This window comes from Sorangium sp. So ce590, from assembly GCF_051521365.1.
Lineage (GTDB): Bacteria > Myxococcota_A > Polyangia > Polyangiales > Polyangiaceae > Sorangium.
In genome coordinates this window covers 6,412,704-6,435,942 of sequence record NZ_CP150346.1, presented here as the reverse complement: position 1 = coordinate 6,435,942, position 23,239 = coordinate 6,412,704, and the positions used below count along the sequence as shown (strand labels likewise).

The 23,239-nt window shown below is 72.3% G+C and carries 21 protein-coding genes; 14 read left to right on the top strand and 7 right to left on the bottom strand.

All coding sequences use genetic code 11. The features are described 5' to 3' along the window. The first annotated feature begins 27 nt into the window (after positions 1-27). Complete coding sequence (locus tag WMF28_RS23860) at positions 28-1,206, top strand: cytochrome P450 (RefSeq protein ID WP_437595591.1); 1,179 nt, start codon at positions 28-30, stop codon at positions 1,204-1,206. 286 nt (positions 1,207-1,492) lie between these two features. Next, positions 1,493-2,413 carry a transposase gene (locus WMF28_RS23855; protein ID WP_437595590.1) on the top strand — a complete coding sequence of 307 codons (921 nt, stop codon included), beginning with the start codon at positions 1,493-1,495 and terminating at the stop codon, positions 2,411-2,413. Positions 2,414-2,886: 473 nt separating this feature from the next. Here the strand turns inward: WMF28_RS23855 and WMF28_RS23850 are convergent, their stop codons facing one another. Next, positions 2,887-4,161: a hypothetical protein gene (locus tag WMF28_RS23850; RefSeq protein ID WP_437595589.1), complete on the bottom strand. Its 1,275-nt coding sequence runs from the start codon at positions 4,159-4,161 to the stop codon at positions 2,887-2,889. A gap of 137 nt (positions 4,162-4,298) precedes the next feature. Between WMF28_RS23850 and mazG the strand changes: the two genes are divergently transcribed. Beyond that, positions 4,299-5,153: a nucleoside triphosphate pyrophosphohydrolase gene (gene mazG, locus WMF28_RS23845; RefSeq protein ID WP_437595588.1), complete on the top strand. Its 855-nt coding sequence runs from the start codon at positions 4,299-4,301 to the stop codon at positions 5,151-5,153. A 67-nt stretch (positions 5,154-5,220) separates the two neighbouring features. Here mazG and WMF28_RS23840 read toward each other — a convergent pair whose 3' ends face one another. Both WMF28_RS23840 and WMF28_RS23835 read right to left on the bottom strand, forming a co-directional pair. Continuing rightward, positions 5,221-5,829: a hypothetical protein gene (locus tag WMF28_RS23840; protein WP_437595587.1), complete on the bottom strand. Its 609-nt coding sequence runs from the start codon at positions 5,827-5,829 to the stop codon at positions 5,221-5,223. After that, entirely contained in the window at positions 5,826-6,413 is a 588-nt protein-coding gene (locus WMF28_RS23835) for an RNA polymerase sigma factor (protein WP_437595586.1), read from the bottom strand. The genes WMF28_RS23840 and WMF28_RS23835 overlap by 4 nt, the downstream gene beginning before the upstream one ends. 294 nt (positions 6,414-6,707) lie before the next feature. Between WMF28_RS23835 and WMF28_RS23830 the strand changes: the two genes are divergently transcribed. From WMF28_RS23830 to WMF28_RS23815, 4 genes are all read left to right on the top strand, one after another. Continuing rightward, complete coding sequence (locus WMF28_RS23830) at positions 6,708-8,354, top strand: SulP family inorganic anion transporter (protein ID WP_437595585.1); 1,647 nt, start codon at positions 6,708-6,710, stop codon at positions 8,352-8,354. 77 nt (positions 8,355-8,431) lie between these two features. Continuing rightward, on the top strand, positions 8,432-11,491 hold the full coding sequence (locus WMF28_RS23825) for a YbcC family protein (RefSeq protein ID WP_437604302.1): 3,060 nt from the start codon (positions 8,432-8,434) through the stop codon (positions 11,489-11,491). Continuing rightward, on the top strand, positions 11,481-12,917 hold the full coding sequence (locus WMF28_RS23820) for an NADH-quinone oxidoreductase subunit 5 family protein (RefSeq protein ID WP_437595584.1): 1,437 nt from the start codon (positions 11,481-11,483) through the stop codon (positions 12,915-12,917). Before WMF28_RS23825 ends, WMF28_RS23820 begins: the two co-directional genes overlap by 11 nt. Continuing rightward, on the top strand, positions 12,914-14,515 hold the full coding sequence (locus WMF28_RS23815) for a complex I subunit 4 family protein (protein ID WP_437595582.1): 1,602 nt from the start codon (positions 12,914-12,916) through the stop codon (positions 14,513-14,515). The genes WMF28_RS23820 and WMF28_RS23815 overlap by 4 nt, the downstream gene beginning before the upstream one ends. Here the strand turns inward: WMF28_RS23815 and cysK are convergent. Both cysK and WMF28_RS23805 read right to left on the bottom strand, forming a co-directional pair. Then, positions 14,503-15,393, bottom strand: a complete 891-nt coding sequence (gene cysK / locus WMF28_RS23810; RefSeq protein ID WP_437604301.1) for a cysteine synthase A — start codon at positions 15,391-15,393, stop codon at positions 14,503-14,505. The two genes, WMF28_RS23815 and cysK, sit on opposite strands and share 13 nt — an antisense overlap. A gap of 161 nt (positions 15,394-15,554) precedes the next feature. Continuing rightward, a complete protein-coding gene (locus tag WMF28_RS23805) occupies positions 15,555-16,334 on the bottom strand; it encodes an endonuclease/exonuclease/phosphatase family protein (RefSeq protein ID WP_437595581.1) in 780 nt (259 codons plus the stop codon). Positions 16,335-16,525: 191 nt separating this feature from the next. Between WMF28_RS23805 and WMF28_RS23800 the strand changes: the two genes are divergently transcribed. The 3 genes from WMF28_RS23800 (at position 16,526) to WMF28_RS23790 (ending at position 19,264) form a co-directional block, all read left to right on the top strand. Next, positions 16,526-16,957: a hypothetical protein gene (locus WMF28_RS23800; protein WP_437595580.1), complete on the top strand. Its 432-nt coding sequence runs from the start codon at positions 16,526-16,528 to the stop codon at positions 16,955-16,957. Between the two features lie 82 nt (positions 16,958-17,039). After that, entirely contained in the window at positions 17,040-18,038 is a 999-nt protein-coding gene (locus WMF28_RS23795; RefSeq protein WP_437595579.1) for an SDR family NAD(P)-dependent oxidoreductase, read from the top strand. Between the two features lie 80 nt (positions 18,039-18,118). Beyond that, positions 18,119-19,264, top strand: coding sequence for a DegT/DnrJ/EryC1/StrS family aminotransferase (locus WMF28_RS23790; RefSeq protein WP_437595578.1), 1,146 nt, complete (start codon positions 18,119-18,121; stop codon positions 19,262-19,264). Here WMF28_RS23790 and WMF28_RS23785 read toward each other — a convergent pair. Continuing rightward, positions 19,253-19,963 carry a nucleotidyltransferase family protein gene (locus WMF28_RS23785; protein WP_437595576.1) on the bottom strand — a complete coding sequence of 237 codons (711 nt, stop codon included), beginning with the start codon at positions 19,961-19,963 and terminating at the stop codon, positions 19,253-19,255. The two genes, WMF28_RS23790 and WMF28_RS23785, sit on opposite strands and share 12 nt — an antisense overlap. Positions 19,964-20,150: 187 nt before the next feature. Between WMF28_RS23785 and WMF28_RS23780 the strand changes: the two genes are divergently transcribed. Beyond that, a complete protein-coding gene (locus WMF28_RS23780) occupies positions 20,151-20,507 on the top strand; it encodes a hypothetical protein (RefSeq protein ID WP_437595574.1) in 357 nt (118 codons plus the stop codon). An 11-nt stretch (positions 20,508-20,518) separates the two neighbouring features. Beyond that, positions 20,519-20,887, top strand: a complete 369-nt coding sequence (locus WMF28_RS23775; protein WP_437595573.1) for a hypothetical protein — start codon at positions 20,519-20,521, stop codon at positions 20,885-20,887. Positions 20,888-20,915: 28 nt separating this feature from the next. On the opposite strand, the gene WMF28_RS23770 is transcribed toward WMF28_RS23775, so the two are convergent. Beyond that, positions 20,916-21,671: a tetratricopeptide repeat protein gene (locus tag WMF28_RS23770; protein ID WP_437595572.1), complete on the bottom strand. Its 756-nt coding sequence runs from the start codon at positions 21,669-21,671 to the stop codon at positions 20,916-20,918. A gap of 138 nt (positions 21,672-21,809) precedes the next feature. Here WMF28_RS23770 and WMF28_RS23765 point away from each other — a divergent pair, with 138 nt between their 5' ends. Continuing rightward, positions 21,810-22,226, top strand: coding sequence for a tellurite resistance TerB family protein (locus WMF28_RS23765; RefSeq protein WP_437595571.1), 417 nt, complete (start codon positions 21,810-21,812; stop codon positions 22,224-22,226). Positions 22,227-22,359: 133 nt separating this feature from the next. Further along, entirely contained in the window at positions 22,360-23,217 is an 858-nt protein-coding gene (locus WMF28_RS23760; RefSeq protein WP_437595570.1) for a serine/threonine protein kinase, read from the top strand. The last annotated feature ends 22 nt before the right edge of the window (positions 23,218-23,239 follow it).

Here is a 23,239-nt window from a genome sequence, read left to right as displayed (position 1 = left end):
TTCGAAATCGAATACCAAAATTTAACTATGCTACCTCGCACGAGCCTTTTCTCCTTCACCACGGAGGATCCTTCCGCGTTCGGGGTCTATCTCGCCGCGGCGGCGAAGGAGCACCCCATCTACTTCGATGAGGGGCTCGGCGTGACCGTCGTGCTCCGCGGCGCCGAGGTGACCGCCGTGCTGCGCGACAGCGAGACGTTCAGTAATCGCGCTTACGACATCGGGATCATGAAGGGGGCGCTCGTGGCGCTCGACGGCGCGTCGCACACGCGCATGCGGAGGGTCTTCAACGCAGTCCTCTCTCCGCGCGTGGTCAACCGCTACGAGGAGACGATCGTGACCCCTGTGGCGCGCAGGATCATGGACAGGCTCGCGCGGAAGCAGCAGGCGGACCTGGTCGACGATTTCGCGATCTCGATGCCCATGGGCGTGACGAGCGCCCTGTTCGGGATGCAGGAGGAGCGGATCGCCGAGAATGACGTGCTGATTCGCAAGATGATCCGCAGCGCCATGGCGCCGCAGGATCCCGTCCTGGTGGCCGAGGGGCGGCGGGCCCACGCCGCGATGGGCGCGCAGCTGCGGGAGATCGCGGAGCGCGAGGTGGCGAGCCCGGGCGACACGCTGCTCGGCGAGATCGCGCGGACGCTCGCCGCGGAGGGGCTGGGCGGCGTGGAGGCGTGCGAGGGGGTCGTGCTCAGCTTGATCCTGGGCAGCTACGAGACGACCAGCTGGATGCTCGCCAATCTGCTCGTGGCGCTGCTCGCGCACCCTGACGCGATGGGCCAGCTGCGCCAGCAGCCTTCGCTCCTGCCGCAGGCCATCGACGAGGCGATGCGCTGGTGCAGCAGCGCGGCGGGGATCGTGCGGTTCGTGGAGCGCGAGGCGACGATCGGCGGCGAGACGGTGCCCGCGGGGACGCTCCTCTACGTGTCGCTCACCGCGCTCCACTACGACGAGGAGGCCTACCCGCGCCCGGAGGTCTTCGACATCCAGCGGCGGCCCACAGGGCTCCTGAGCTTCGGCGTGGGTCCGCACTACTGCGTCGGGGCGCCGCTCGCGCGGATGGAGGCGCGGATCGGGGTGTCGCTCCTGCTCGAGCGCTTCCCGGCGTTGCGGCGCGATCCGACCCAGCGGCCGATGTTCTCGACGGCGCCGCGCGGCGCAGCCGCCTTCGGGCCCGATCGGATCCCGGCGCTGCTCGTTTGACGCCCCCCGCCCGACCCGGTTCAACCCGCGACCCGACCCAGGTTGAGGTTCGGACCCAGGTTGGCAACCCGGGGGGTGACCCGACCCAGGTTGGGGTGACTGACCCGGGCAGGGGGTGACCCGACCCAGGTTGGGGTGACCCAGGTTGGGGTGACCGGGGTGACCGCCGGGCGGGTGTCCTGGCGGTCGCCACCCATGGAACGCGGCCGCCGCCCCAGCGAGGGGGGAAACTCCTCGAAATGATTCACCACAATACTGGCACGGTGTTTGTTGGTGTGTGCCGGTCATGAGCCAGCCCCGCGAGATCGCTCCCGGCGCCACGTACATGATTACCCGGCGCGTCCTGCGTCGGCACCTGCTCCTCCGCCCCGACGCAGCCATCACCCAGCTCCTGATTTACGCCCTCGCGGTCTCCGCGCGTCGCTACGGTCTCCAGGTTCATGCCCTCTGCGCGATGTCAACGCATCTGCACCTGATTGTAACGGACGTGACGGGCGTCCTGCCGCGCTTCCTGCAGTTTTTCCATCGCATCGTCGCGCTGGGCACCAAGGTGCTCCGCACATGGGAAGGACCGGTGTGGGATCACGAGGCCCCGAGCGTCGTGCGCCTGCTGACGCGCGCGGCGGTGGTGGAGAAGATCGCCTACGTCCTCGCGAATCCCGTGGCTGCTGGCCTCGTCCGACATGCGCATGAATGGCCGGGCGCCAAGGTGAATGTGGGTGAGCTCGGTCGCGGCGTGCTGCGTGCGGCGCGTCCGTCTGCGTATCTCGACCCGGAAAATCCTCAGTGGCCCGAGGAAATGACGCTCTCGCTCTCACTACCGCCGGCTATAGCGCTGGACAGCGCTGAGGGCTTTCGTCAAGAGGTCGCCGCCGAGCTCGAGCGACAAGAAGCGCAAATTCATGCGGAAATGCACCAGCATGGGCGTCACTTCTTGGGCGCCGAGCGAGCCAGCAAGATCTCCCCCTACGCGCGCGCGACGAGCTTCGAGGCGCTGCGCGAATGCAATCCTACGTTTGCGGTCGGCCGTGACCAGGGTGACGCATGGCGAATTGCCGGCGCCGCTGTGCGGGCGTTTCGCGCGTTATACCGCGCCGCGCTGGAGCGGTGGCGCACCGGTGTGCGCAGTGTCGTGTTCCCGGCGGGGACGTGGTGGATGCGTACGTTTCACGGCGCCAGCGTGACGGACGCCGTAGCCGCTATATGACTATTACGACCGGCTGCAGGGCGAGGCGGACGACGGTTCCAACGTCGCATCGCGAGGAACGTCCGTGTGGAGAAGACGGAGCGGGCGGCGGATCGTTGACACGGCGCTGCGCGAATGGATGTGCATAGGTTGTGCCGCACCGAGCGCGCACGAAGCGGCGCCCTGCTGCTCGACCCGACCCAGGTTGGGCGGGGGCGCGATTCAGATTGGCAATTCCAGCTCAGTCCTTGTCGTGTCCTGTGCCATCATCCACGCTTCCGCGCAGATTTGGCCATGAACCAGCTCTTGAGCTGCGCTCGTCCGTCCCGATCCATGAACTGTCTATAGGGCAACCCGGGTCAGGTCCACGCCCCGTGGCGTCCATCCGCTCTTCCGACCGGAGTCGGCCATGACCCAGCCCCGGTCTACGTTCGCCCGCACCTATCTGCGAACCCGAGCTACGGGGGCAACCTGGGTCGGGTGGGGGGGGAAGTCTAGGGCGTCAACCCGGGTCGGGTCTGGCCTTTTCCGGCCACGAGCCCCGCGAACGCTGCCGCGAAGCGGCGCCGGAAATCCTCATCCTCCATCAGTTTGTCGCGCAGCGCTCGCGACAGCTCGAGGTGGTAGAACGGCGCGCCCATCTGGCGCGACCAGCGCGCCTGCACGTTGGTGGCGCCGCCGAGCTTGTTGATCTCGGCGGGGTAGGCGAGGACCTTCCCGTCGCTGACGACCGACCGCAGCGGGGCGAGCAGCCGCTCCAGGTCGGCGTCGTGCCCCACGGCGCTGGCGATGGCGGCGGCGTCCGGCGCCGAGCTGTCCTGAAAACCGTGCAGCTGCACCGCCGGTATGCCGGGAAAATTCTGGAGCAGCGCCCGGTGGGCCGACAGGAAGAACGAGCGCTCCGCGTGCGCCACGTCCGCGAAGGCGAGGGATGCAGCCAACCGCTCGCGGGCGGCACGGATGTCTCCCCGAGCGCCGCCGCCTGCGTCCCGGGCGCCGCCACGCGCACCGTGGTTGCCGCCAGCGCCTGTGGCGCCCTCGGCCCCCGCGCGCTCGCCGCCTATCGCCCGAGCGCCGCCCCCCGTGGCCTCCGCCTTTGCAGCCCCGCCGTCCGCGTCGGCGCCGCCCTTTCCACCCGCTCCTTCGGCGCCTTCGTCGTCCCCGGCGGCGTCGCTCGGCTTGGGGCCCCCGCCGTACCGGTGCGACGTGTTGACGACCAACGCCCGCGCCCGCTGCGCCTCGAAGACGGCCAGCGCGACGGGCAGCGTCCCCCGGTCGAAGAACGTGTGCGGCGCTTCCACGATGAGCGGCACTGCCGCCCCTGCGCGCAGCACGACCGCGGCCGCACCCTGACGGCGCGAGCCGTCCTCGGACAGCACCCAGAGAGCGCGTCCGGGGACCACCCGCAGCGCGAACCCGGGTGGGGCAGCCGGCGGCGGCTGCCGGTTCTGGGCGGCGAGGCCCGCCGCCGCGACCCACGCGACGTACGCCTCCTCCTCCGCGTCGTCTGGCGGCTCCGCGATGAGGTGGCGTCCGCCCTTGCGCAGCGGGGCAATCTGCTCGTCCAGCGCCTGCTGCTCGCCGCTGTCGGCCGCCTGGGCCTCAACCCCGGTCGGCTCCGCGGTCGCAACCCCGGTCGGCACCGCGACGGTCAGCACCGCGGAACCCGCCGGGCTCGGCGCCGTGCCCAGCGCGCTCCCGACGCTCCGACACACCCCCTGCGAGCACCCGGCGATCGTGAACAACACCACATAGCCTGCGCTCTTCATGGTCGTCCTCGCCGCCGCAACCTCGACGACATCTTCACTTTTCTCACGCCACAGTCCGCGAATCCAGGATGACGCGTTGCGTTGTAAGGCGTCGCCTTCTCTTCCGTAGCGGGGGCGGTTTGCGCTAGTAGCACTGCATGCCTCGCCCCTTCGAACCCGTGGAGGCGCCGCCGCTCCCGGAGCAGGCCGGTCGCACGTTCCCGCGTCTGGTCGAGCTGATGCAGCGGCTCCTCGCGCCCGATGGATGCCCGTGGGATCGCGAGCAGAACTTCGCGACGCTGCGGCGCTACGTGCTCGAGGAGGCCTGCGAGGTCATCGACGCCATCGACGGCGGCGACCGCAAGGAGCTGTGCACCGAGCTCGGGGACCTCCTGCTCCAGGTCGTGTTCCAGGCCGAGCTCGCCCGGGCCGAGGGGGCGTTCGGCCCGGACGACGTGGTCGCCGCGATCTGCGAGAAGCTCGTGCGGCGCCACCCCCACGTGTTCGCGGACGAGAGCGCCGAGAACGCCGACGAGGTGCTCCAGAACTGGGAGCGCATCAAGGCGGCGGAGCGGGCCCGGCAGGGCAAGGACCGCGGGGTGCTCGGCGGCGTTCCCCGCAGCCTGCCGGCGCTGACCCGGGCGCAGCGCGTCGGCGAGAAGGTCGCGCGCGTGGGCTTCGACTGGCCGGACGCGCGGGGCTCGCGCGCGAAGGTCGAGGAGGAGCTCGGAGAGCTCGATCGGGCCTTCGAGAGCGGCGATCCCACCGCGATCGAGGAGGAGCTCGGCGACGTGCTCTTCGCGCTCGGGAACCTGGCGCGCCACGCCGGCGTGGACGCGGAGGGGGCGCTGCGCCGGACGATCGACAAGTTCACCCGGCGCTTCGAGCACGTCGAGCGCCGGGTCATCGAGCGGCACGGCGGCTGGCCCGCAAGGGCGTCGGACGACACCCTCACGCTCGAAGAGCTCGACGGCTACTGGGACGAGGCCAAGCGCGGCGAGCCGCGGACCTGACCGCGGCGGCGAGCTCGACGCCGCACGCGCGCACGCTGTGCGAACGGGCTCCCTGGCGCGCGCGGGCTCAGTCACGTTCCGCGGTCAGCACGAAGCGCTCCCGCACGCGCGCCTCGTTCGACTCGTGACGGACGTGGATCTCGTAGCGGCCCGGCTGGGTGACGGCCACGCTGAGCGGCGCCTCGCCGCGGTAGCGCGTCAGCCGATGCGAACAGCGCTCCCGCTGGCAGTGCTCCTCCAGCGCCCCGCCTTCGCCGTCGGGGAGCCGCACGCGCACGTGCTCGGGGACGTCGAGGTGAACCACCGCCGGCTCGTCGGCGTGGCGGTGGGTCCACAGATCGAGCTGCGTCCACGCGTGTCCGTCGCCAGGCAACGCGACGGCGCGCTCCTCGGAGCGCTCGATCGCGGGAGAGCGCGCGCCCCCGCCGCCCGCCAGGAAGACGGCGAGCGCCAGCGCGGCGACCGCCGGCGCCGCGATGATCGCCCTCCACCTCCAGGGGCTGCGCGCCCGCTGCGACCTCTTGCCGCCCTGCACCGCAGGCCGCTCGGGCCGCTCCGGGAGCTTGCTCAGCGCGCGCTCGACGAGCGCTTCGGAGGGGCTCCTCGCGCGCAGCGCCCGCACGCTCGCCGCGAGATCCTGCGGAATCGGAGGCACGTCGTGGTCCTGCCCGCTCACGTCGATCCCTCTCGCGCCGCGACGACGAGTTGCGCCGCCACACGCTCGTATGCATCGCGCAGCCGCGCGCGCCCGCGGGCGTGGCGGCTCTTCACCGTCCCCTTGGGGATGCCGAGGAGCTCGGCCACGCTATCGTAACCGAGCTCCTCGATGTCGCATAGCACCACCACGGTGCGAAACTCCTCCGGCAGCTCCTGGAGACACGCGAGGAGCACCCCCGTGTCCTGGCTCAGGATCACGGCCGCCTCCGGGCTCGGGACATCGGCGCGAGGCAGGATGCCGAGCGCCTCGGTGCACACGTCGACGAGCCGATCGAGCAGGCCGCGGCGCCGCGCCTCGGTCCGGTACGCCTCCAGGTACTCGTGCCGAGCGATCCCGCAGAGCCAGACCCCGAGGTCCGAGCGTCCCTCGAAGGACGCCGCGTGCAGGTACGCCTTGAGCAGCGCGTTCTGGAACAGATCGTCCGCCTGATCCCGAGCACCGCAGAGGGAAATGCAGAACCGATAGAGGCGCGGGAGCATCGGGCGTATCGCCGACTCGAACTGCGCGCGCGATTCGCCGAGGAGGGGTCGCGATTCGGTCATGAGGGCCGTTCGAGCGTCTGGAGCGTCGAGGCCCTGAACTCTAGCGTGGATTGGACGGTGGGGTAGCACCCGTTGCTCGGGCCACAGCGGGGCGAGCAGCGGCACCCCGAGCGGGGGAGAGCTGTACATCGGCGGCCCCCCTGGGACGGAACGGAGGCGCGCGCAGGTTCCTGCACATCGGGCGAAATCGTCACCCCGCGTGGGAACCTTGGGCCGAGTGGTCCCGTCCTGGAGCGTGTTCTGACGAACATCGGGCCCCACAGGGGGCCCGCGTATCCGAGGGCTGAACACCGCATGTCCAAGCCGATTATTCCAGGCGCGCCCGCGTCAACGCCTGCGTCCGCCTCGTGGAAGAACGACCTCGTTTCAGGCTTCCTCGTCTTCTTGATCGCCCTGCCGCTTTGCCTGGGAATCGCCATGGCAAGCGGGTTTCCCCCCATCGCCGGCGTGCTCACCGCCGTTGTCGGCGGCGTGGTCGCCACCTGGCTCGGCAGCGCGCCGCTGACCATCAAGGGACCCGCGGCGGGCCTCATCGTCATCGCGCTGGGCGCCGTGCAAGAGCTCGGCGGCGGGGACAACGCGGTCGGCTACCGCCGCGCGCTCGCGTGCATCACTGTCGCCGCGCTGATTCAGATCGCCTTCGCGCTGGCGCGCGCCGGCACGCTCGGCGACTTTTTCCCCGGCTCGGTGGTGCACGGCATGCTTGCGGCCATCGGGATCATCATCTGCTCGAAACAGATCCACACGCTCGTCGGCGTCACGCCCGCGGCGAAGGCGCCGCTCCACCTGATCCTCGAGATCCCGCACAGCCTGTTTCGGCTGAACCCCGAGATCGCCTTGATAGGCGTCCTCTCGCTGGTCATCCTCTTCGGCTATCCAGCGGTCGCCAGGAGAGCGCGCCTTCTGCAGAAGATCCCTGCGCCGATGCTGGTGCTGGCGCTCTCGGTGCCGCTCGCCCACGCCTTCGAGCTCGAGCACGAGCACACCTACACGCTCGCGGCGACCCAGACGACGTACGCGCTCGGGCCGAGCTTCCTGGTCAACCTGCCGGGCAACCTCCTCCAGGCGATCGTCTTCCCGGACTTCAGCCACGTCGGCACGCCCGCGTCGATCAAATACATCATCATGTTCTCGCTGGTGGGTAGCATCGAGTCTCTGCTGTCGGCGAAGGCCGTCGACTCGCTCGATCCCGCGAAGCGCCGCTCCGACCTCGACCGGGATCTGCTCGCCACGGGCGCCGGCAACCTCATCGCGGGCCTGCTCGGCGGGCTGCCGATGATCTCCGAGATCGTCCGCAGCTCCGCGAACATCGGCTACGGCGCGAAGAGCCGGTTGTCGAACTTCTTCCACGGCATCTTCCTCCTGCTCTTCGTCGCCTTCGCGCCGGGGCTGATCCACAGGATCCCCCTCGCCGCGCTGGCCGCCATGCTCACGTTCACGGGGACCCGCCTCGCGTCCCCCAAGGAGTTCGTGAGGACGCTCCGCATCGGCAGGGAGCAGCTCATCATCTTCGGCACCACGGCCGCGCTGTGCATCGCCTCCGATCTGCTCGTCGGGGTCGCGGCCGGCATCGCCGTGAAGATGCTCATCCACCTGATCAACGGCGCGCCGCTGCGCGTTCTCTTCCGCTCCGAGGTGGAGGAGCGCGTCGAGGGGCAGCGGGTCGTGCTGCGCGTCAAGCACGCGGCGGTCTTCAGCAACTATCTCAGCCTCCAGCGGAGGCTCGCGAGCCACGCGAACGCCTCCAGCATCGAGATCAATTTCGCGGATGCCCGCCTGGTCGATCACACGGTCATGTCCAACCTGCACGAGCTCCAGGGCACGATGGAGCGAGAGGGGCGGACCTTGACCCTCGCGGGCCTCGGCGAACACTTCCAGATGTCGTCCCACCCGCTCTCTGCGAGGAAGAGGGCTGTCATCAGCCCTGTCGCCGAGCGTTGAATCGAGGCGAGGCACGGCCTCCGCGACAGGGGCGCACGCGGGTGAAGCTCCAGGAACAACCGTTCTCCGGGATCGCCATGAACACCGAGCTCTCTCGAGATCTCCGCGCGAGCGCCGCCCGGCAGAGGCGCCTTTGCGACGTGGTCGAGCACGCCGGGCACCTCCTGCCGGCGCAAGGGCCCATCGGCGTGTTCGTCCACCACAACACGCTGCACGCGTTCCAGCACCTGCCGTTCCACGACGCGCTCGCCGCGGCGAGCGCCGTCTTCGAGGCGGAGCCGTACCTCGCGGAGGCGGATTACCGCGCGCACATCGCGTCGGGTCGCATCGACGACGAGGACCTCGCGGCGGCGCTCGCGGGGCGCTTCGCGGCGCATCCGGACGAGCGACGAGGCCCGCTGTCCCGCCACGAGATCGAGCGGCTCGCGCTGCGCTATCCCATCGAGGCGGAGACGGCGGCGGGCCTCTCGTGGCGTATCTCCGAGGTGGGGGAGACGCGGAGGCTCCGGGCCGACGCCCCCGCCGAGCGGCGCTGGCGCATCCTGGAGAGCACGGAGCGCTGGCTCGAGGAGCGCCCCGAGACCGCAGCGCACCTCCGCGACCAGGGCGGCCGCGATCCGGAGTCGCGCGCCGCGCTCGCGCTCTGGGACGCGTGCCGCGCCGTGCCGCTGCCGCCCGCCCCGCCCGCGGAGCCGCCGCTCGTCGATCGCGTGGGCGTCGACCGGTCGCACCGCGATCTGCTGCTCGCGCTGGCAGGCGAGGATCCGGCCGAGCTCGTCGATCCGCTCGTGATCCGGCTCCTCGCCGCCTACCTCGACGAGGGCGTCGCGCACTGGGCGATGCCCGATCGGGCGCAGGGGATCTGGCGCTGCTTCCGCGACATGGCGCTCGCGGGCTCGCGCCTCGCTGCTCCGGCCTTCGCGGGGCTCGACGCGGAGCTCCGCCGGCTCGACGCGGCGGGGCTCCCGCCGCCCGCCATCGCCGCCCGCGCCCTCGACGAGCTCGGGGTGCCCGAGGACCCCTGGGAGGGGTACGTGACACGCGTGCTGCTCGAGCTGCCGGGGTGGGCCGGCATGATCCACCGCCTCGAGCACACCCCGGGCGACCGGCCGCCGGGCTCGCCGCCCGCGTCGCTTGTCGAGTACCTGGCCGTCCGCCTGACCCTCGCCCGGTACGCGCTGCGCGACGTCGCGCGCCGGCGGCTCGGATACGCAGGGCCCCTCGCCGGGCTCGTCGAGCACGCCCGCCGCGCGGCACGGCCGCCAGCGCCGCCGGGGCGCTCGCCCGAGCACGATCGGCCGTTCCGCCTGTTCCAGCTCGCCCAGCTCGCTGGGCTGTCGGCCGCCGAGGTCGAGCCGCTGTCGAAGGCGGATCGCGTCTGGGCGCTGTCGGCGCTCGAGGCGTTCGACGGGATCGCGCGGCGCCGCGTCCTGCAGGAGGCCTACGAGCACCACCATCGGGTCGAGGCGCTGCACGGGATCGCCGCGAACCTGCGCCGCCCGGAGGACGACCGCGCGGTGAAAGAGCCCCGCTTCCAGGTCGCCTTCTGCATCGACGATCGCTGCGAGGGGCTGAGGCGGCATTTCGAGGAGCTCTCGCCGCGGCACGAGACCTTCGGCGTGGCCGGCTTCTTCGGCGTGCCGATCCGCTACCGGGGGCTCGACGACGCCGGCCACGCGAGCCTCTGCCCGGTCGGCGTGGAGCCGGCGCACGAGATCGTCGAGCGGCCGCACGAGGAGGAGGCGGGCCGCCGCCGAAAGGCCCACCGCAGGCGCTGGGCGCGGCTCCTGCACGCCCTCGGGCGCGGCTCCCGCACCCTGGCGCGCGGCGTGCTGCTCACGCCGACCCTGGGCCTGTTCTCCACCCTCCCGCTCGTCGGGCGCATCCTTTTCCCGCGGGCGACGGCGCGGCTGCGCCGCGCGCTCGAGCGGCGCATGTTCCCCGCGGTGCCGACGCGGCTCCACAGCCCGCACGACGAGGGCTCCGGCGCGGCCGGCGAGGGGCGGCCGTTCACCGCCGCGGAGAAGGCGGCCCGGGTGGCCGCCACGCTGGAGAACATGGGGCTCACGCGCGGCTTCGCGCCGATCGTGGCTGTGCTCGGCCACGGGTCGACCAGCGTGAACAACCCGCACCAGTCGGCCTACGACTGCGGCGCGTGCGGCGGCCGCCACGGCGGCCCGAACGCGCGGCTGTTCGCGGCCATGGCGAACGACCCCGAGGTCCGCGCTTCGCTCCGCGGCCGGGGGATCGACCTCCCGGACGGGACCTTCTTCCTCGGCGGCATGAACAACACGACGACCGACGAGATCGTCCTCTACGACCAGCACCTCGCGCCGGCGTCGCACCGCGGCGAGCTCTCGGCGCTGCTCGGCGCCCTGGACGCGGCGCGCGAGCTGCACGCGCACGAGCGCTGCCGTCGCTTCGCGTCGGCGCCTGCCGAGAGCGACCCCGCGCGGGCGCTCGCGCACGTCGAGGCGCGCGCCGCGGATCTCAGCGAGGCCCGGCCCGAGCTCGGGCACGTGACCAACGCCGTCTGCGTGGTCGGCCGCCGCGCGCTCACCCGCGGGCTGTTCCTCGATCGCAGGGCGTTCCTCGTGTCGTACGACCCGACGCAGGACCCGGGCGGCGCGATCCTCGAGCGTGTCCTGCTCGCGGTCGGCCCGGTCGGGGCGGGGATCAACCTCGAATACTACTTCTCCTGCGTCGACAACCGCCGCTACGGCGCCGGCACCAAGCTCCCGCACAACCTGGTCTCGATGCTCGGGGTCATGGAGGGATCGCTGAGCGACCTGCGCACCGGGCTGCCGAGGCAGATGATCGAGATCCACGAGCCGGTGCGCCTGCTCGTCGCCGTGGAGGCGAGCACGGAGACGGCCGCCGCGCTCTGCGCGCGGCAGCCGGCGCTCCGCGAGCTCATCGGCAACGGCTGGATCCAGCTCGCCTGCGTCGATCCGGCGACGCGCCGGATCGCGTGCTTCACGGGGGACGGCTTCGCGCCGTGCTCTCCCCCGGACGACCCCTTGCCGGCGGTCCAGCGCTCCGCCGACTGGTACGCTGGGAGATCCGGCTTCGTCCCGCCAGCGCTCATCGGCGCCGCGTCCACGCGGCCACGTGAGGTCAAAGGCCATGCTGTCTGACGCGCTGCTCGGCAAGCTCGCCGCGCTCGCCGTGCTCTCCCCGGCGGCGGCCTTCGCCGCGCTCGGGGCCTACCTGCTGCTCCTGCGCACGCCGAGCGAGCGCGTCATCTCGCGCGCCGTGCTGTCCGCGCTCTCGGTCTCGCTCGCGGCCTCGCTGGCGATCTGGGGCTCGGCCGTCGCGGCGCCCTACGCCTTTCTGCCGGTCGAGCTCGGCCGCTGGTTCGGGACCGGAAGCTACGCGTTCGAGATCGTCCTGCTCGTCGATCGCCTGTCGGCGACGATGATGGTGCTCGTCTCGCTGATCGCGCTCGTGGTCGGCCGGTTCTCGGTGGCGTACCTGCACCGCGAGCCGGGGTTTGCGCGGTTCTTCCTGCTCCTCGCGCTGTTCTCGACGGGCATGCTGGCGCTCGTGTCGGCGGGCACCGTCGACCTGCTCTTCGCCGGCTGGGAGCTCGTGGGCGTGACGAGCGTGCTGCTCGTGGCCTTCTTCCACGACCGCGAGGCGCCGCCGCGGGCCGCGGTGCGCGTCTACATCACCTACCGGCTCTGCGACGTCGGGCTGCTCGGGGGCGCGGTGCTCATGCACGATCTCGCCCGCTCCTCGCAGTGGGGCGTGGCGTTCGGCGGCGCCCCCTGGCCGGGGGCCGCCGCGTCGCTCGGCCCCGGAGCGGCCACGGCGATCGCGCTGTGCCTGTTCCTCGCCGCCATGGGCAAGAGCGCGCAGTTCCCGCTGGGGAGCTGGCTGCCGCGGGCCATGGAGGGGCCGACGCCCTCGAGCGCGCTCTTCTATGGCGCGCTCTCGGTGCACGCGGGGGTGTACCTGATGTTGCGCGTGGCCCCGCTGCTCCAGCGCTCTCCGGCCGCGAGCGCGGTGATCGCCTGCGTCGGGGCGGCGACGGCCATCTACGGCACGATGGTCGGGCGCGTGCAGGCGGACGTGAAGAACGCGCTCGCGCACGCGACGATGACGCAGGTGGGGCTCATGTTCGTGGAGATCGGGCTCGGGCTCTACCGGCTTGCGCTCGTCCACCTGTTCGCGCACGCGTGCCTGCGCTGCCTCCAGATGCTGCGCGCCCCCTCGGCGCTCCGCGACGCGCAGGAGATCCGGGCCGCGCACGCCGGCGAGCCGCTGCCGCCCCTCGGGCTCGCCGCCCGCATGCTGCCGGCGGCGCTCGTGCGGCGCGCGTACTGGCTCGCCCTCGATCGCTTCCACCTCGAGGCGCTGCAGGAGCGGCTCGTCGCCGCGCCGCTGATGCGCCTCGGGCGCCTGCTCGACCGGAGCGAGCGCCGGTGGGTGGCGGCGCTGAGCGGCTGGCCCGAGCGCGCCGCCGCCGAGCCGGGGGAGCAGCCCGCGCGCGGGGTAGAAGACGCGCGCGCCATGGCCTTCGAGCCTCCAGCGCGCGACACGAAGGGAGCCCGGACGTGAGCTCATTTCCGATCCTCGCGGCGCTCATCCTCACGCCGGCGGTCGCGGCGCTCGTCGCCTCCCGGGCGCGCAGCGACGAGGGCGCGCGCCGCGCGGCCGTCGTCGGCGCGGCGCTCACCCTGCTCCTCTCGGCGGTGCCGCTCGCGCTCTCGTGCGCCGGCGTCGCGCTCGCCGCGGGGGGGACCGCCCTGCCGCTGCTCGGGGCGCGCCTCCGGCTCGGCCTCGACGGCTACACCATCGCCCTGCTCCCGCTGCTCGGCTTCGTCCTGCTCGCCCTGGTCGCGGCGAGCCCGCGCGCCGCGCTCGATCGGCCCACCGCCGCGGCGCTGCTCGCCACGGGGAGCGCCATCCTCGGCGTGTTCTGCGCGCTCGACCTCGCGGTGCTCGCGGCGTCGTGGCTCGCCGCGCTCGTGCCGGTCGAGCGCCTGGTCGCCAGGAAGGGCGCCCTGGACCCGCTCCTCCGGCGCACCTGCCGCATCTTCCTGCTGGGAGGCGCGGCGCCGCTCGCCCTGGCGATCGGCGCCATGGCCGTGCTCGCCGCGCGCCGCGGGGCGGCCCTGCCGTTCGACATCGAGGAGATCTCGCGCGTCGGCATCCCCGAGGCGTGGCAGTCGCCGCTGTTCGCGCTCGTCGGGATCGCCGTGCTGATGCGCATGGCCGCCGTGCCGTTCCACGGCTGGCTGCCCGTGCTGCTCGAGCGGGGGCCGCTCGGCGTGACCGTCCTGCTCGCCGAGATGCAGGTCGGCGTCTGCGTGCTCCTGCGCGTCGGGGTGGCGCTCCTGCCTGCCGGCTGCGCCGAGGGCATGCCGATCCTCGCCGTCCTCGGCCTGGTGAGCGCGCTGCACGGCGCGGTGCTCGCGCTCGTCCAGACGGATCTGCGCCGGCTGCTCGGCTACCTCGTGGCGAGCCAGAAGGGGCTCGTGCTCCTGGGGATCGCCTCGCTGAGCCGGGAGAGCGTGAGCGGCGCGCTCCTCCAGACCGTCGCGTCGTCGATCGCGATCACGGGGCTCGCGATGGTCATCGGAGCGCTCGAGGCGCGCACCGGCACCGCCGACACGCGGGCGCTCGGCGGCCTCGTGGCCCGGACGCCGCGCATGGCCGCCTTCTTCTTCCTGCTCGCGTGCGCGGCGATCGGGATGCCGGGGGCGCTCTCGTTCGTGAGCGAGGACCTGCTCCTGCATGGAATTTTACACATTCATCCCGTGCTGGCGGTGCTGGCGCTGACGGCGGCGGCGCTCAACGGGATCACGCTGTTCCGCGCGTTCCAGCGCGCCTTCCTGGGTCCGCTGGGGCGCGACCTGCGGGGCGCCTCGGTGGAGGCGCTCCTGTTTCGCGAGCGGGCGTTCCTGCTGGCGATGGTGGCGCTCACCGGGGTCCTCGGCGTGGCCCCGGCGCGGCTGCTCGCGCTGCACGAGCCGATGGTCGAGCGGGTCCTCCACGGCGCGGCCCGCGGCGCAGGGATGCGCGCCGGGGCGGCGAGGAGCCGCCGAGCCATCGCCGATGGCGGCCTGGGATCCCTGTCCGGGGCGACGACCGTCGCGGTGGGCCCGGCGGACGAGCTGGGCGCGCTGCGGCCGGACGCGGCTCAGGTCAGGTAGCGCTCCCCCGAATCGGGCAGCACCGTCACGATCGTCCCGCGCACCTTGCGCGCCATCTCCACGGCCGCGTGGACGTTGGCGCCGGAGCTCGGCCCGACGAGGAGCCCCTCTTCGCGGGCGAGCCGCCGCACCATGCGGGACGCGCCCGCCTCCGTGACGGTGAGGATCTCGTCGATGAGCGAGCGCTCGAGGATCGCCGGCACGAAGCCGGGGCCGAGGCCCTGGATGCCGTGGGGGCCTGGGCCTCGACCCGAGAGCACGGCGCTGTTCGTCGGCTCGACCGCGCAGATACGGACCGCGCTGCCCAGCTGATCCCTGAGCACGCGCCCGCAGCCGGTCAGCGTGCCGCCGGTGCCCACGCCGGCGACGAACGCCGCGATGTCGCCGCCGGTCTGCGCGAGGATCTCGAGGCCGGTGGCGCGCGCGTGGGCGGCGGGGTTCGCCGGGTTCTGGAACTGCTGGCTCATCCAGGCGCCGGGGGTCGCCGCGCAGATCTCGACCGCGCGGGCGACCGCGCCGGCCATGCCCTGACCCTCGGGCGTGAGGACGATCTCGGCGCCGTACGCGCGGAGGATGTGCCGGCGCTCGACGCTCATGTCCTCGGGCATGACCACCACGCAGCGGTAGCCGCGCACGGCCGCGATCATCGCGAGGCTGATCCCGGTGTTGCCGCTCGTCGCCTCGACGAGGGTCGACCCTTTCCTGAGGGCCCCTTCGCGCTCGGCGCAGAGCACCATGCCGAGCGCCGCCCTGTCCTTGACGCTGCCGCCCGGGTTCATCGACTCGAGCTTGCCGTAGATGACGCCGCCCCCCTCGGGCGAGATCCGGGCGAGCCGGACGAGCGGCGTGCCGCCGATGAGCGCCAGGGCGTCCGGCACGACCGGACCGACACGCAGAGGGGCAGCGGGCAGGGGAGCCGAGCACTCGCCGGGAGCGCCGGGCGGGCTCGGCGGGCCGTCACCCGGGGCTCGAGGGGTCGACATGACGCCAGTGTACACGTGAACAGGGCATCCTCCGAGGATGCCGGGGGTCGCGAGTCCTAGAGCGAGATCTCCGACAGCACCCCGTAATGATCCGACGCGGCGACGCCGTCCTCGAGCTCCTCGAGGACGACCCGCGACGAGAGCGGCTTGCCCCGCCCTTGCTCGTCCGGACCGCGGACGAAGACGTAGTCGATGCGGCGCGGGTACTCGTTCGTGATCGCCGCGAACGGGTTCCGCAGGGGATCGAAGGTGAACCCGGGGCCCTTGCCCGTCTGATCGAAGGTGTCGGCGAAGTACACGCTCTTCTGGTTCAGGGCGTGCAGCCCCTTCATGAACCGGATCTCCGTGGACTCGGGCTGCGCGTTGAAGTCGCCGACGACGATGGGCGGCAGGCCTTCCATGGGCGCCTCGCGCATGACGATCTCGGCCACGGCCGCCACCTGCGCCTCGCGCACGGCGCCGTGGTGGAACTTCCAGTTCAGGTGGGTGACGAAGAACGGGATCACGCCGCGGGGCGACGCGAGCTCGGCGAGCAGGATCGAGCGCTTCTCGTCGGTCTCGCCCGTGGGCAGGGGGAACGCCTGGCTCCGCCCGATCGGCCAGCGCGACAGCACGGCGTTGCCGAAGAGCACGCCGCCGCCGAGGTCGTGCGCGGCGCCGAACGCGGCCTCGTAGCCGAGCCCCTCGGCGATGTCGTCGGCCAGCGACCGGCCCTCATGCGACAGCACCTCCTGGAGCCCGACCACGTCGGGATCGAGCTCGCGAACGCCCTTCCGGATGAGGCCGAGGCGCGCCTCCCACGGGTCGTGGCGGTTCCAGATGTTCAGGGTGAGCACCCGGAGGCAACTCCGGGCAGCCGCGCCGGAACCGCCGTGTACGGCGCCGCCGGCCCCGACGCCTTCTCGAGGAAGAACCATGCCGACGGGCTACGCCAGCTGCGCGCCCGAATCCAGCCGTGATACGAAGGGCTCGGCGCAAGCCGCTCCCTTCCGGCGCGGAAGGGCGACCTTGACCGGGAGAACCTTGAATGATCGCGAGTGCTCCTCGAAGGGGGCGGCCTGGAACGGCCTCCTTCCGATCTCGAACCCCGCTCCGCCTGGCCGGATGCCTCGTCCTGCTCGCGCTGCTCGCCGGCTGCGACAGCAAGATGGAGCCCAAGGAGTGCGACAAGCTCCGCGGCGACGCCTTCGAGATGGTGAACAAGGCGCAGCACTGCAACACGGACGTCGACTGCCGCCAGAGCGAGTGGCCGGGCTGTGCGAAGCCCATCAGCAATGCGACCTTCGACAAGATCAAGCCCCTCGCGGAGAGCTACAAGACGGGCAAGTGCGAGGAGCCCAAGGTCGACTGCAAGAGCCCGCCGCAGTCCTACTGCAAGCAGGGGCTCTGCGTGCACCGCGAGATCGGGACCCCGGAGGGGGCGGGCAACACGCCCACCGACCAGATCCAGATCCAGTGATCGCGGCGGCGCCGCCCGGCCGCGAGCCCCGCGCGTCGGTACGCGCTTGACGCGCGCACCCGCAGAGGCCACGGACGCGGCCGTGAGCGAAGGCTTCTATCGCGGCAAGCGCGCCGTCGTGACCGGCGCCGGCGGGTTCATCGGCAGCCACCTCGTCGAGGCGCTGGTCCGGGAGGGCGCGCGCGTGCGGGCGCTCGTCCGGTACACCTCGGGCTCGCGACGCGGGCACCTCGACCGGCTCCCCGAGGACGTCCTCGCGCAGGTGGAGATCGTCCCCGGCAACGTGGAGGACGCGGGCGCGGTCCGGTCGCTCGTGCGCGGCGCCGACGTCGTGTTCCACCTCGCGGCCCTGATCGGCATCCCGTACTCGTACGTGGCCCCGCAGCAGTACGTGGCGACGAACGTGCAGGGCACGCTGAACGTCCTCGAAGCGGCGCGCGAGCACGGCGCGCGCGTGGTCCACACCTCGACGAGCGAGACCTACGGCACCGCGCGCTACACCCCGATCGACGAGGCCCACCCCCTGACCGGCCAGTCCCCGTACTCGGCCACGAAGATCGGCGCCGACAAGCTCGCCGAGAGCTACCACCTCTCCTTCGGCCTCGAGGTCGCGACGATCAGGCCGTTCAACACCTACGGCCCGCGGCAGTCGTCGCGCGCGATCATCCCGAGCGTGATGCAGCAGCTCGCCGCCGGGAGCGCCGCGCTCCGCATCGGGAGCACCGCGCCGGTGCGGGACCTCAACTTCGTGTCCGACACCGTCGCGGGCTTCCTCCTCGTCGGATCGAGCGCGCGGGCCGTGGGGCAGACGCTCAACGTGGGGAGCGGGCGCGCCATCTCCATCGGCGATCTCGTCCGGCTCATCTTCGAGGTGACCGGCAAGCGCGCGGAGCTCGTGACGGACGAGGCCCGGGTGCGCCCCGACGCGAGCGAGGTGATGGTGCTGCTCGCCGATTTCCGCCGGGCCACGGAGCTCGTCGGCTACGCGCCCCGCGTGCCGCTCGAGGAGGGGCTCGCGCGCACGTACGCCTATGTCGAGCGCCACCTCGCCGAGTACCGGCCCCGCGAGTACGCGATCTGACGCACGACGCCGCGCCGTCCGGGCGGGCGCTTCACGCGCTCGGTCTCCCGGCGCGGGGCCGGCGGGATGGATGGAACGCCATGTGGAAGATACCTCTCAGCGATCTCTCGTTCGGGCCTGAAGAAGCGGAGGCCGCGCGGCAGGTCGTCGCGTCGGGCTGGCTGACGATGGGGGAGCGGACGGCGCAGTTCGAGCAGAAGCTCGGCGAGGCGCTCGGCACCCCGAGGGTGCTCGCCGTGACGAACTGCACCGCCGCGCTGCACCTCGCGTACACGGCGCTCTCGGTGGGCCCCGGCGACGAGGTGATCTGCCCGAGCCTCACGTTCGTGGCGACCGCCAACGCCGCGCTCCAGTGCGGCGCGAACGTGGTGCTCGCCGACATCGTCGGCGACGACGACCTCGGCGTCGACCCCGCCGACATCGCCCGCAAGATCACCCCGAGGACGCGGGCCATCGCGGTCGTCCATTACGCCGGCTACCCCTGCGACATGGACGCGATCGCCGCGATCGCGGCCGAGCGGGGGATCGCCGTGGTCGAGGACGCGGCGCACGCGCCGCTCGCGAGCTACCGGGGCAGGGCGCTCGGGACGCTGGGCGACGTCGGCTGCCTGAGCTTCTTCTCGAACAAGAACCTCGCGGTCGGCGAGGGGGGCGCCGTGATCGCGAAGGACGACGCGCTCCTCGCGCGCATGCGGCTCCTCCGCGCGCACGGGATGACGACGCTGACCCTCGACCGGCACAAGGGGCACGCGTTCACGTACGACGTCATGGCCGCCGGCATGAACTACCGCATCGACGAGATCCGCAGCGCCATCGGCGTCGTGCAGCTCGGACGGCTCGCGGCGGGCAACGCGCGGCGGCGGGCGCTCGTGGCGCGCTACCACGAGCGCCTCGCCGGCCTGCCGGGCGTCGGGCTCCCGTACCGCGACTTCTACGCGCGCGCGCTGGGCGAGAGCGCGCACCACCTCATGCCGGTGCTCCTGCCCGAGGGCGCCTCGCGCGAGGCCGTCATGGAGGCCATGAAGGCGCGCGGCGTCCAGACGAGCGTGCACTACACGCCGATCCACCGCTTCTCGCACCACGGCGCCTCGGACCGGGTGCGCAAGGAGGGGCTCTCGCGGACGGACGCGATCGCGGGCCGCGAGCTCACGCTCCCGCTCCACCCGCGCATGCAGGACGCCGACGTCGACGCCGTGTGCGAGGCGCTCGCCGCGTCACTCCGGTAGGTACCGCTGCCGGTTCTTCTCGAACTCCTCCTGCGCCTCGGCGAAGTCGTCGCTCCTGCCGATGTCGAGCCAGTGGCCCCGGAAGGGGAAGGTGGCCACCTGCTCGCCGGCGTCGAGCAGCGCGTGCATGAGGTCGTCGAACCCGAACGGCCGGCCCTCCGGGATGAAGCGCAGCACGGCGCGGCTCATCGCGTAGATGCCCATGCTGACCCAGAACGTGTACGTGGGCTTCTCGCGGAACCCGACGACGCGCCCCTCGGGGCCGAGGTCGAGCACGCCCAGGTCGATCTTCGAGGCGCGCTCGCAGACGGCGACGGCGAGCGGCGCTCCGGCCGCCTCGCCCGTGCGGTGGAGCGCCGCGAAGTCGATGTCGCTGAGGATGTCGCCGTTCATCACGAGGAAGCGCTCCGGCAGGTCCCGCTCGATGACCCGGAGCGGACCCACGGTCCCGAGCGGCGTGTCCTCGCGCTGGTAGGAGAGGCGCAGCCCGTACCGCCTCCCCTCGCCGGCGACCGCCTCGATGAGGGCGGCCTGGTGGCCGACGCACATCACCACGTCGGTGACCCCGGCGCGCGCGAGCTGCCGGAGGAGGATCTCGACGATCGTGTGATCGCCGATCGGCATCAGCGGCTTCGGGATAAGGGCGGTGTAGGGGCGGAGCCGGGAGCCTTTGCCGCCGGCGAGCACGACTGCCTTCATGCGGTGACGTATACCCACGCGCTGGTCGGACGGGGGACCATTCCGCAGATTTTCGCGCTCATCTGGCCCGCCGCGTCCTCTCCGATTGACTCTCTTCCGGCTGCTCTTTAGTGATGGAGAGCGTCCCGCGGCAGGTCAGCCCCTGCGCGGCGCGATTCAACCTTCACAGGCGGCTTGGGCAGCAATCATGACGATGGTCCCCCCGTCCCGTACCCCCGGAAGGAAGCGCCGGAAGCTCGGATATCGCGGCAGCGGCACCTTCGCCATGTGCAGCGCCGGCCCGCACCCGGGCGGTCCGCTCTTCCGGCAGCTCTGCACGCTCGCCGACCGCTTCAGCGCGTGCCCGGACGACCCGGCCGCGGCGCAGATCGGGAGCGTGCTCTCCCTGCTCGCCTTCTACGCGACAAAGCCGAACGACCGGGATTTCCGGCTGTCGTTCGGCTCCTTCGTCATGGACCTCGCCCTCGCCGACGAGGAGCGCGCGCGGGCTCGGGGCGAGGGCGACGGGCCCGTCCCCTACCGGCGTCCGCTCCTCGCGCGCTGACCTCGGCTGCGATGAGCACGCGCGAATTGCCGACGCGCCCCGCGGGGCGCAGCATGCGGACGGCCTCTGCCTCGGTCGTGCTGATCGTGAGCGCCAGCGAGCAGCTCGCGGAGCGTTGCCGCCGGCTGGTCTTCGTCGAGGGCGCCGACCTGCTCGCGTGCGATCTCGTGTCGCTGCGCGGGAGCGCGGCCTGGCTGAACCCGCTGGCCATCGTGATGACCCAGGACGTGCGGGCGTTCGATCCGGAGGGGTTCATCGAGCTGTCGCGGCGCATCGGCGCGGAGCTCGTCGTGCTCCCGTCCGAGAGCGTCTCGGACACGCAGCTCACCGCGATGATCACGGCGGCGCTGGACATCGCCCTGCGCCGTCGGACCGACTGACACCCCTCGGGCCGCGCCGGCGATCGCGTCAGTCGCGCGGCGGGAGGACGTCGCCGGACCGGCTCGCCAGCAGGCACCCCTCGTCCAGGCCGAGCTTGCACGCCTTGGTGAACAGCTCGACCGCCTTCGGGCCGTCGCGCTTCACGCCTTCGCCCTGCGCGTGGAGGTGCCCGAGCTCGACGCAGGCGGGGGCGTTGCCGCGCTCGCAGACGCGCTGGAACAGCGCGGCCGCGCGCCCGGCGTCGGCGCTCGCGCCCTGGCCGTGGAGGTAGGCCCTGCCGGCCGCGAGGCAGCCGAGGTTCGCGCCCGCGTGGCACGCGCGCGCGTGCCAGTAGAGCGCCGCCACGTCCGCCACGTCCGCCGCGTCTGCCCCGCTCGCCCCGTCGGCTCTGTCGGGGGGCGCGAGCCGATCGTGGTACGCGTCGCCGAGCCGCAGGCAGCCCCGCGCGCTCCCTTCGGCGCACGCCGCCTTGAACAGCCCCATCGCCCGCCCCACGTCGACCGAGACGATCGCGCCGCCCAGGTACATCGATCCGAGCGTCACGCAGTCCTCGATCTGGCGGTCGGCGCAGCCGTTCGTGCAGCCCACGAGATCGTCCCGCTCGCAGGGCAGCCGGAACGGCGGTGGGGCGGCTTCGGCTGGCGCCGCGGCGGGCGGCGTCGCCGCGGTGGCAGGCCGGAGGGGCCCCGCGGCGTGGCGCGGCGTGGTCGTGGCCGCGCCGCCGCAGCCGCAGAGGAGGAGCGCGCCGAGGAGCGCCGCCTGGGCGAGTTCACGCACGTGCATCCTCGAACTCATGACACACCGGTCGCCCTCTCCCAACGCCGCCCGCGGAGGCGTTTGCCCCGGACGCACCGGGGGGCGGGGGCGCGCCGGGGGCTGGTCCCCCGCCGGGCCTCGGTGTAGACGGATCCAATGCCGCTCATGAGCCCTCCTCCGCTGCAAACGCTTGACGAGCCCAACCTCGAGGCGCTCGTCGAGCTGATGTTCCTCGCGGCGTTCGCCGACGGCGAGTTCAGCCAGGAGGAGAGGGTGCATTTCGCACGGAGCGTGGAGTCGCTCACGGACCGCCGGATCCCGCCGAGCACGATGGATGAGCTCATCCGTACCGTGGTGGAGCAGCTCCAGAAGGAGGGCCGCGTCGCCCGGCTTGCGTCGCTCAAGGAGCGGCTCGCCACCCCGCAGGCCCGGAAGGTCGCCTTTTTCCTGGCCGCCCAGGTCGTGGTCTCCGACGGGATCGTCAGGACCAGCGAGCGCGAGCTCCTGCTCGACGTCGCCGCGGCGCTCGAGCTCGATCAGGCCGAGGCCGCGGACGTCCTGCGGAAGCTCGCCGCTTCATGAGCGTCCGGCCGCCCTCGGCGCGCTGCGCCCGGGCCGCCCCGGGGGTTTGCTCGGCCGCGGGGGCGTGCTTCAGGGCGGGGCGAGCGCCGCGGGGTGAACGGGCGCCGTCGTTTTCGGTTACGATGGCGTCGCCGTGACCTGGTCCTCGACTGGCAGCTTCCTGATCCCGTTTCCGGTGCCGGGCTCTGCGCTGACCTCCACCCGGGGCACGTACATGATCGGGGCGCTCATCGGCGACGGCCAGTATGGCTCGGTGTACGAGTGCAGCGGGCCGTTCGACCAGGTGTACGCCCTGAAGATGCTGCGGCCGGCCAACAAGCCCTACCAGGTCGTCAAGGAGGAGTGGTCGCGCGAGATGCTCCGCCTGGAGAGCTTCCGCCACCCGAACATCGTCTACATCCACGACGCGTTCGAGGTGAACTACCTCTTCTACCTGGCGCTCGAGCGGTGCGACACGAGCCTCCGGGCGCTGCTGGGCACCCCGTTCCAGCCGCCCTTGCTCCTGGAACTCGCGCGCCAGCTCCTGATGACGCTGCAGTACCTGCACGACAACGGCGTCGTGCACGCCGACCTGCACGCGGGCAACGTGCTCATCTCCCAGCTCGACCACAGGCCGCTCGTCAAGCTCACCGACTTCGGCGTGGCCCACCAGCTCGACGGCGTCACCCGCTGGTTCCGCCCGCAGGTCGCGAACCCGAAGATCCTCGTGCCCGAGCTCGTGACGGCGGGCTACACGACGACGCAGAGCGACCTCTACCAGCTCGGGCTTCTCATGTACCAGATGCACACCGGCCAGCCGGCCATCGACGTGAACGCCCCTTACGAGGAGATCACGCGGCAGATCGCCGAGGGGACCCCGCGGCAGAAGGCCGAGGCGCTCGGCACGCCGCTCAGCCAGGTGATCGCCAAGCTGCTGCGCCGCCGCGACGCTTACCGCTATTTCTCCGCGCGTGACGTCTGGGACGACCTGCGGCAGCTCCGCTGGACGTAGCGCGCTCTCCGGTGCGCCCGAG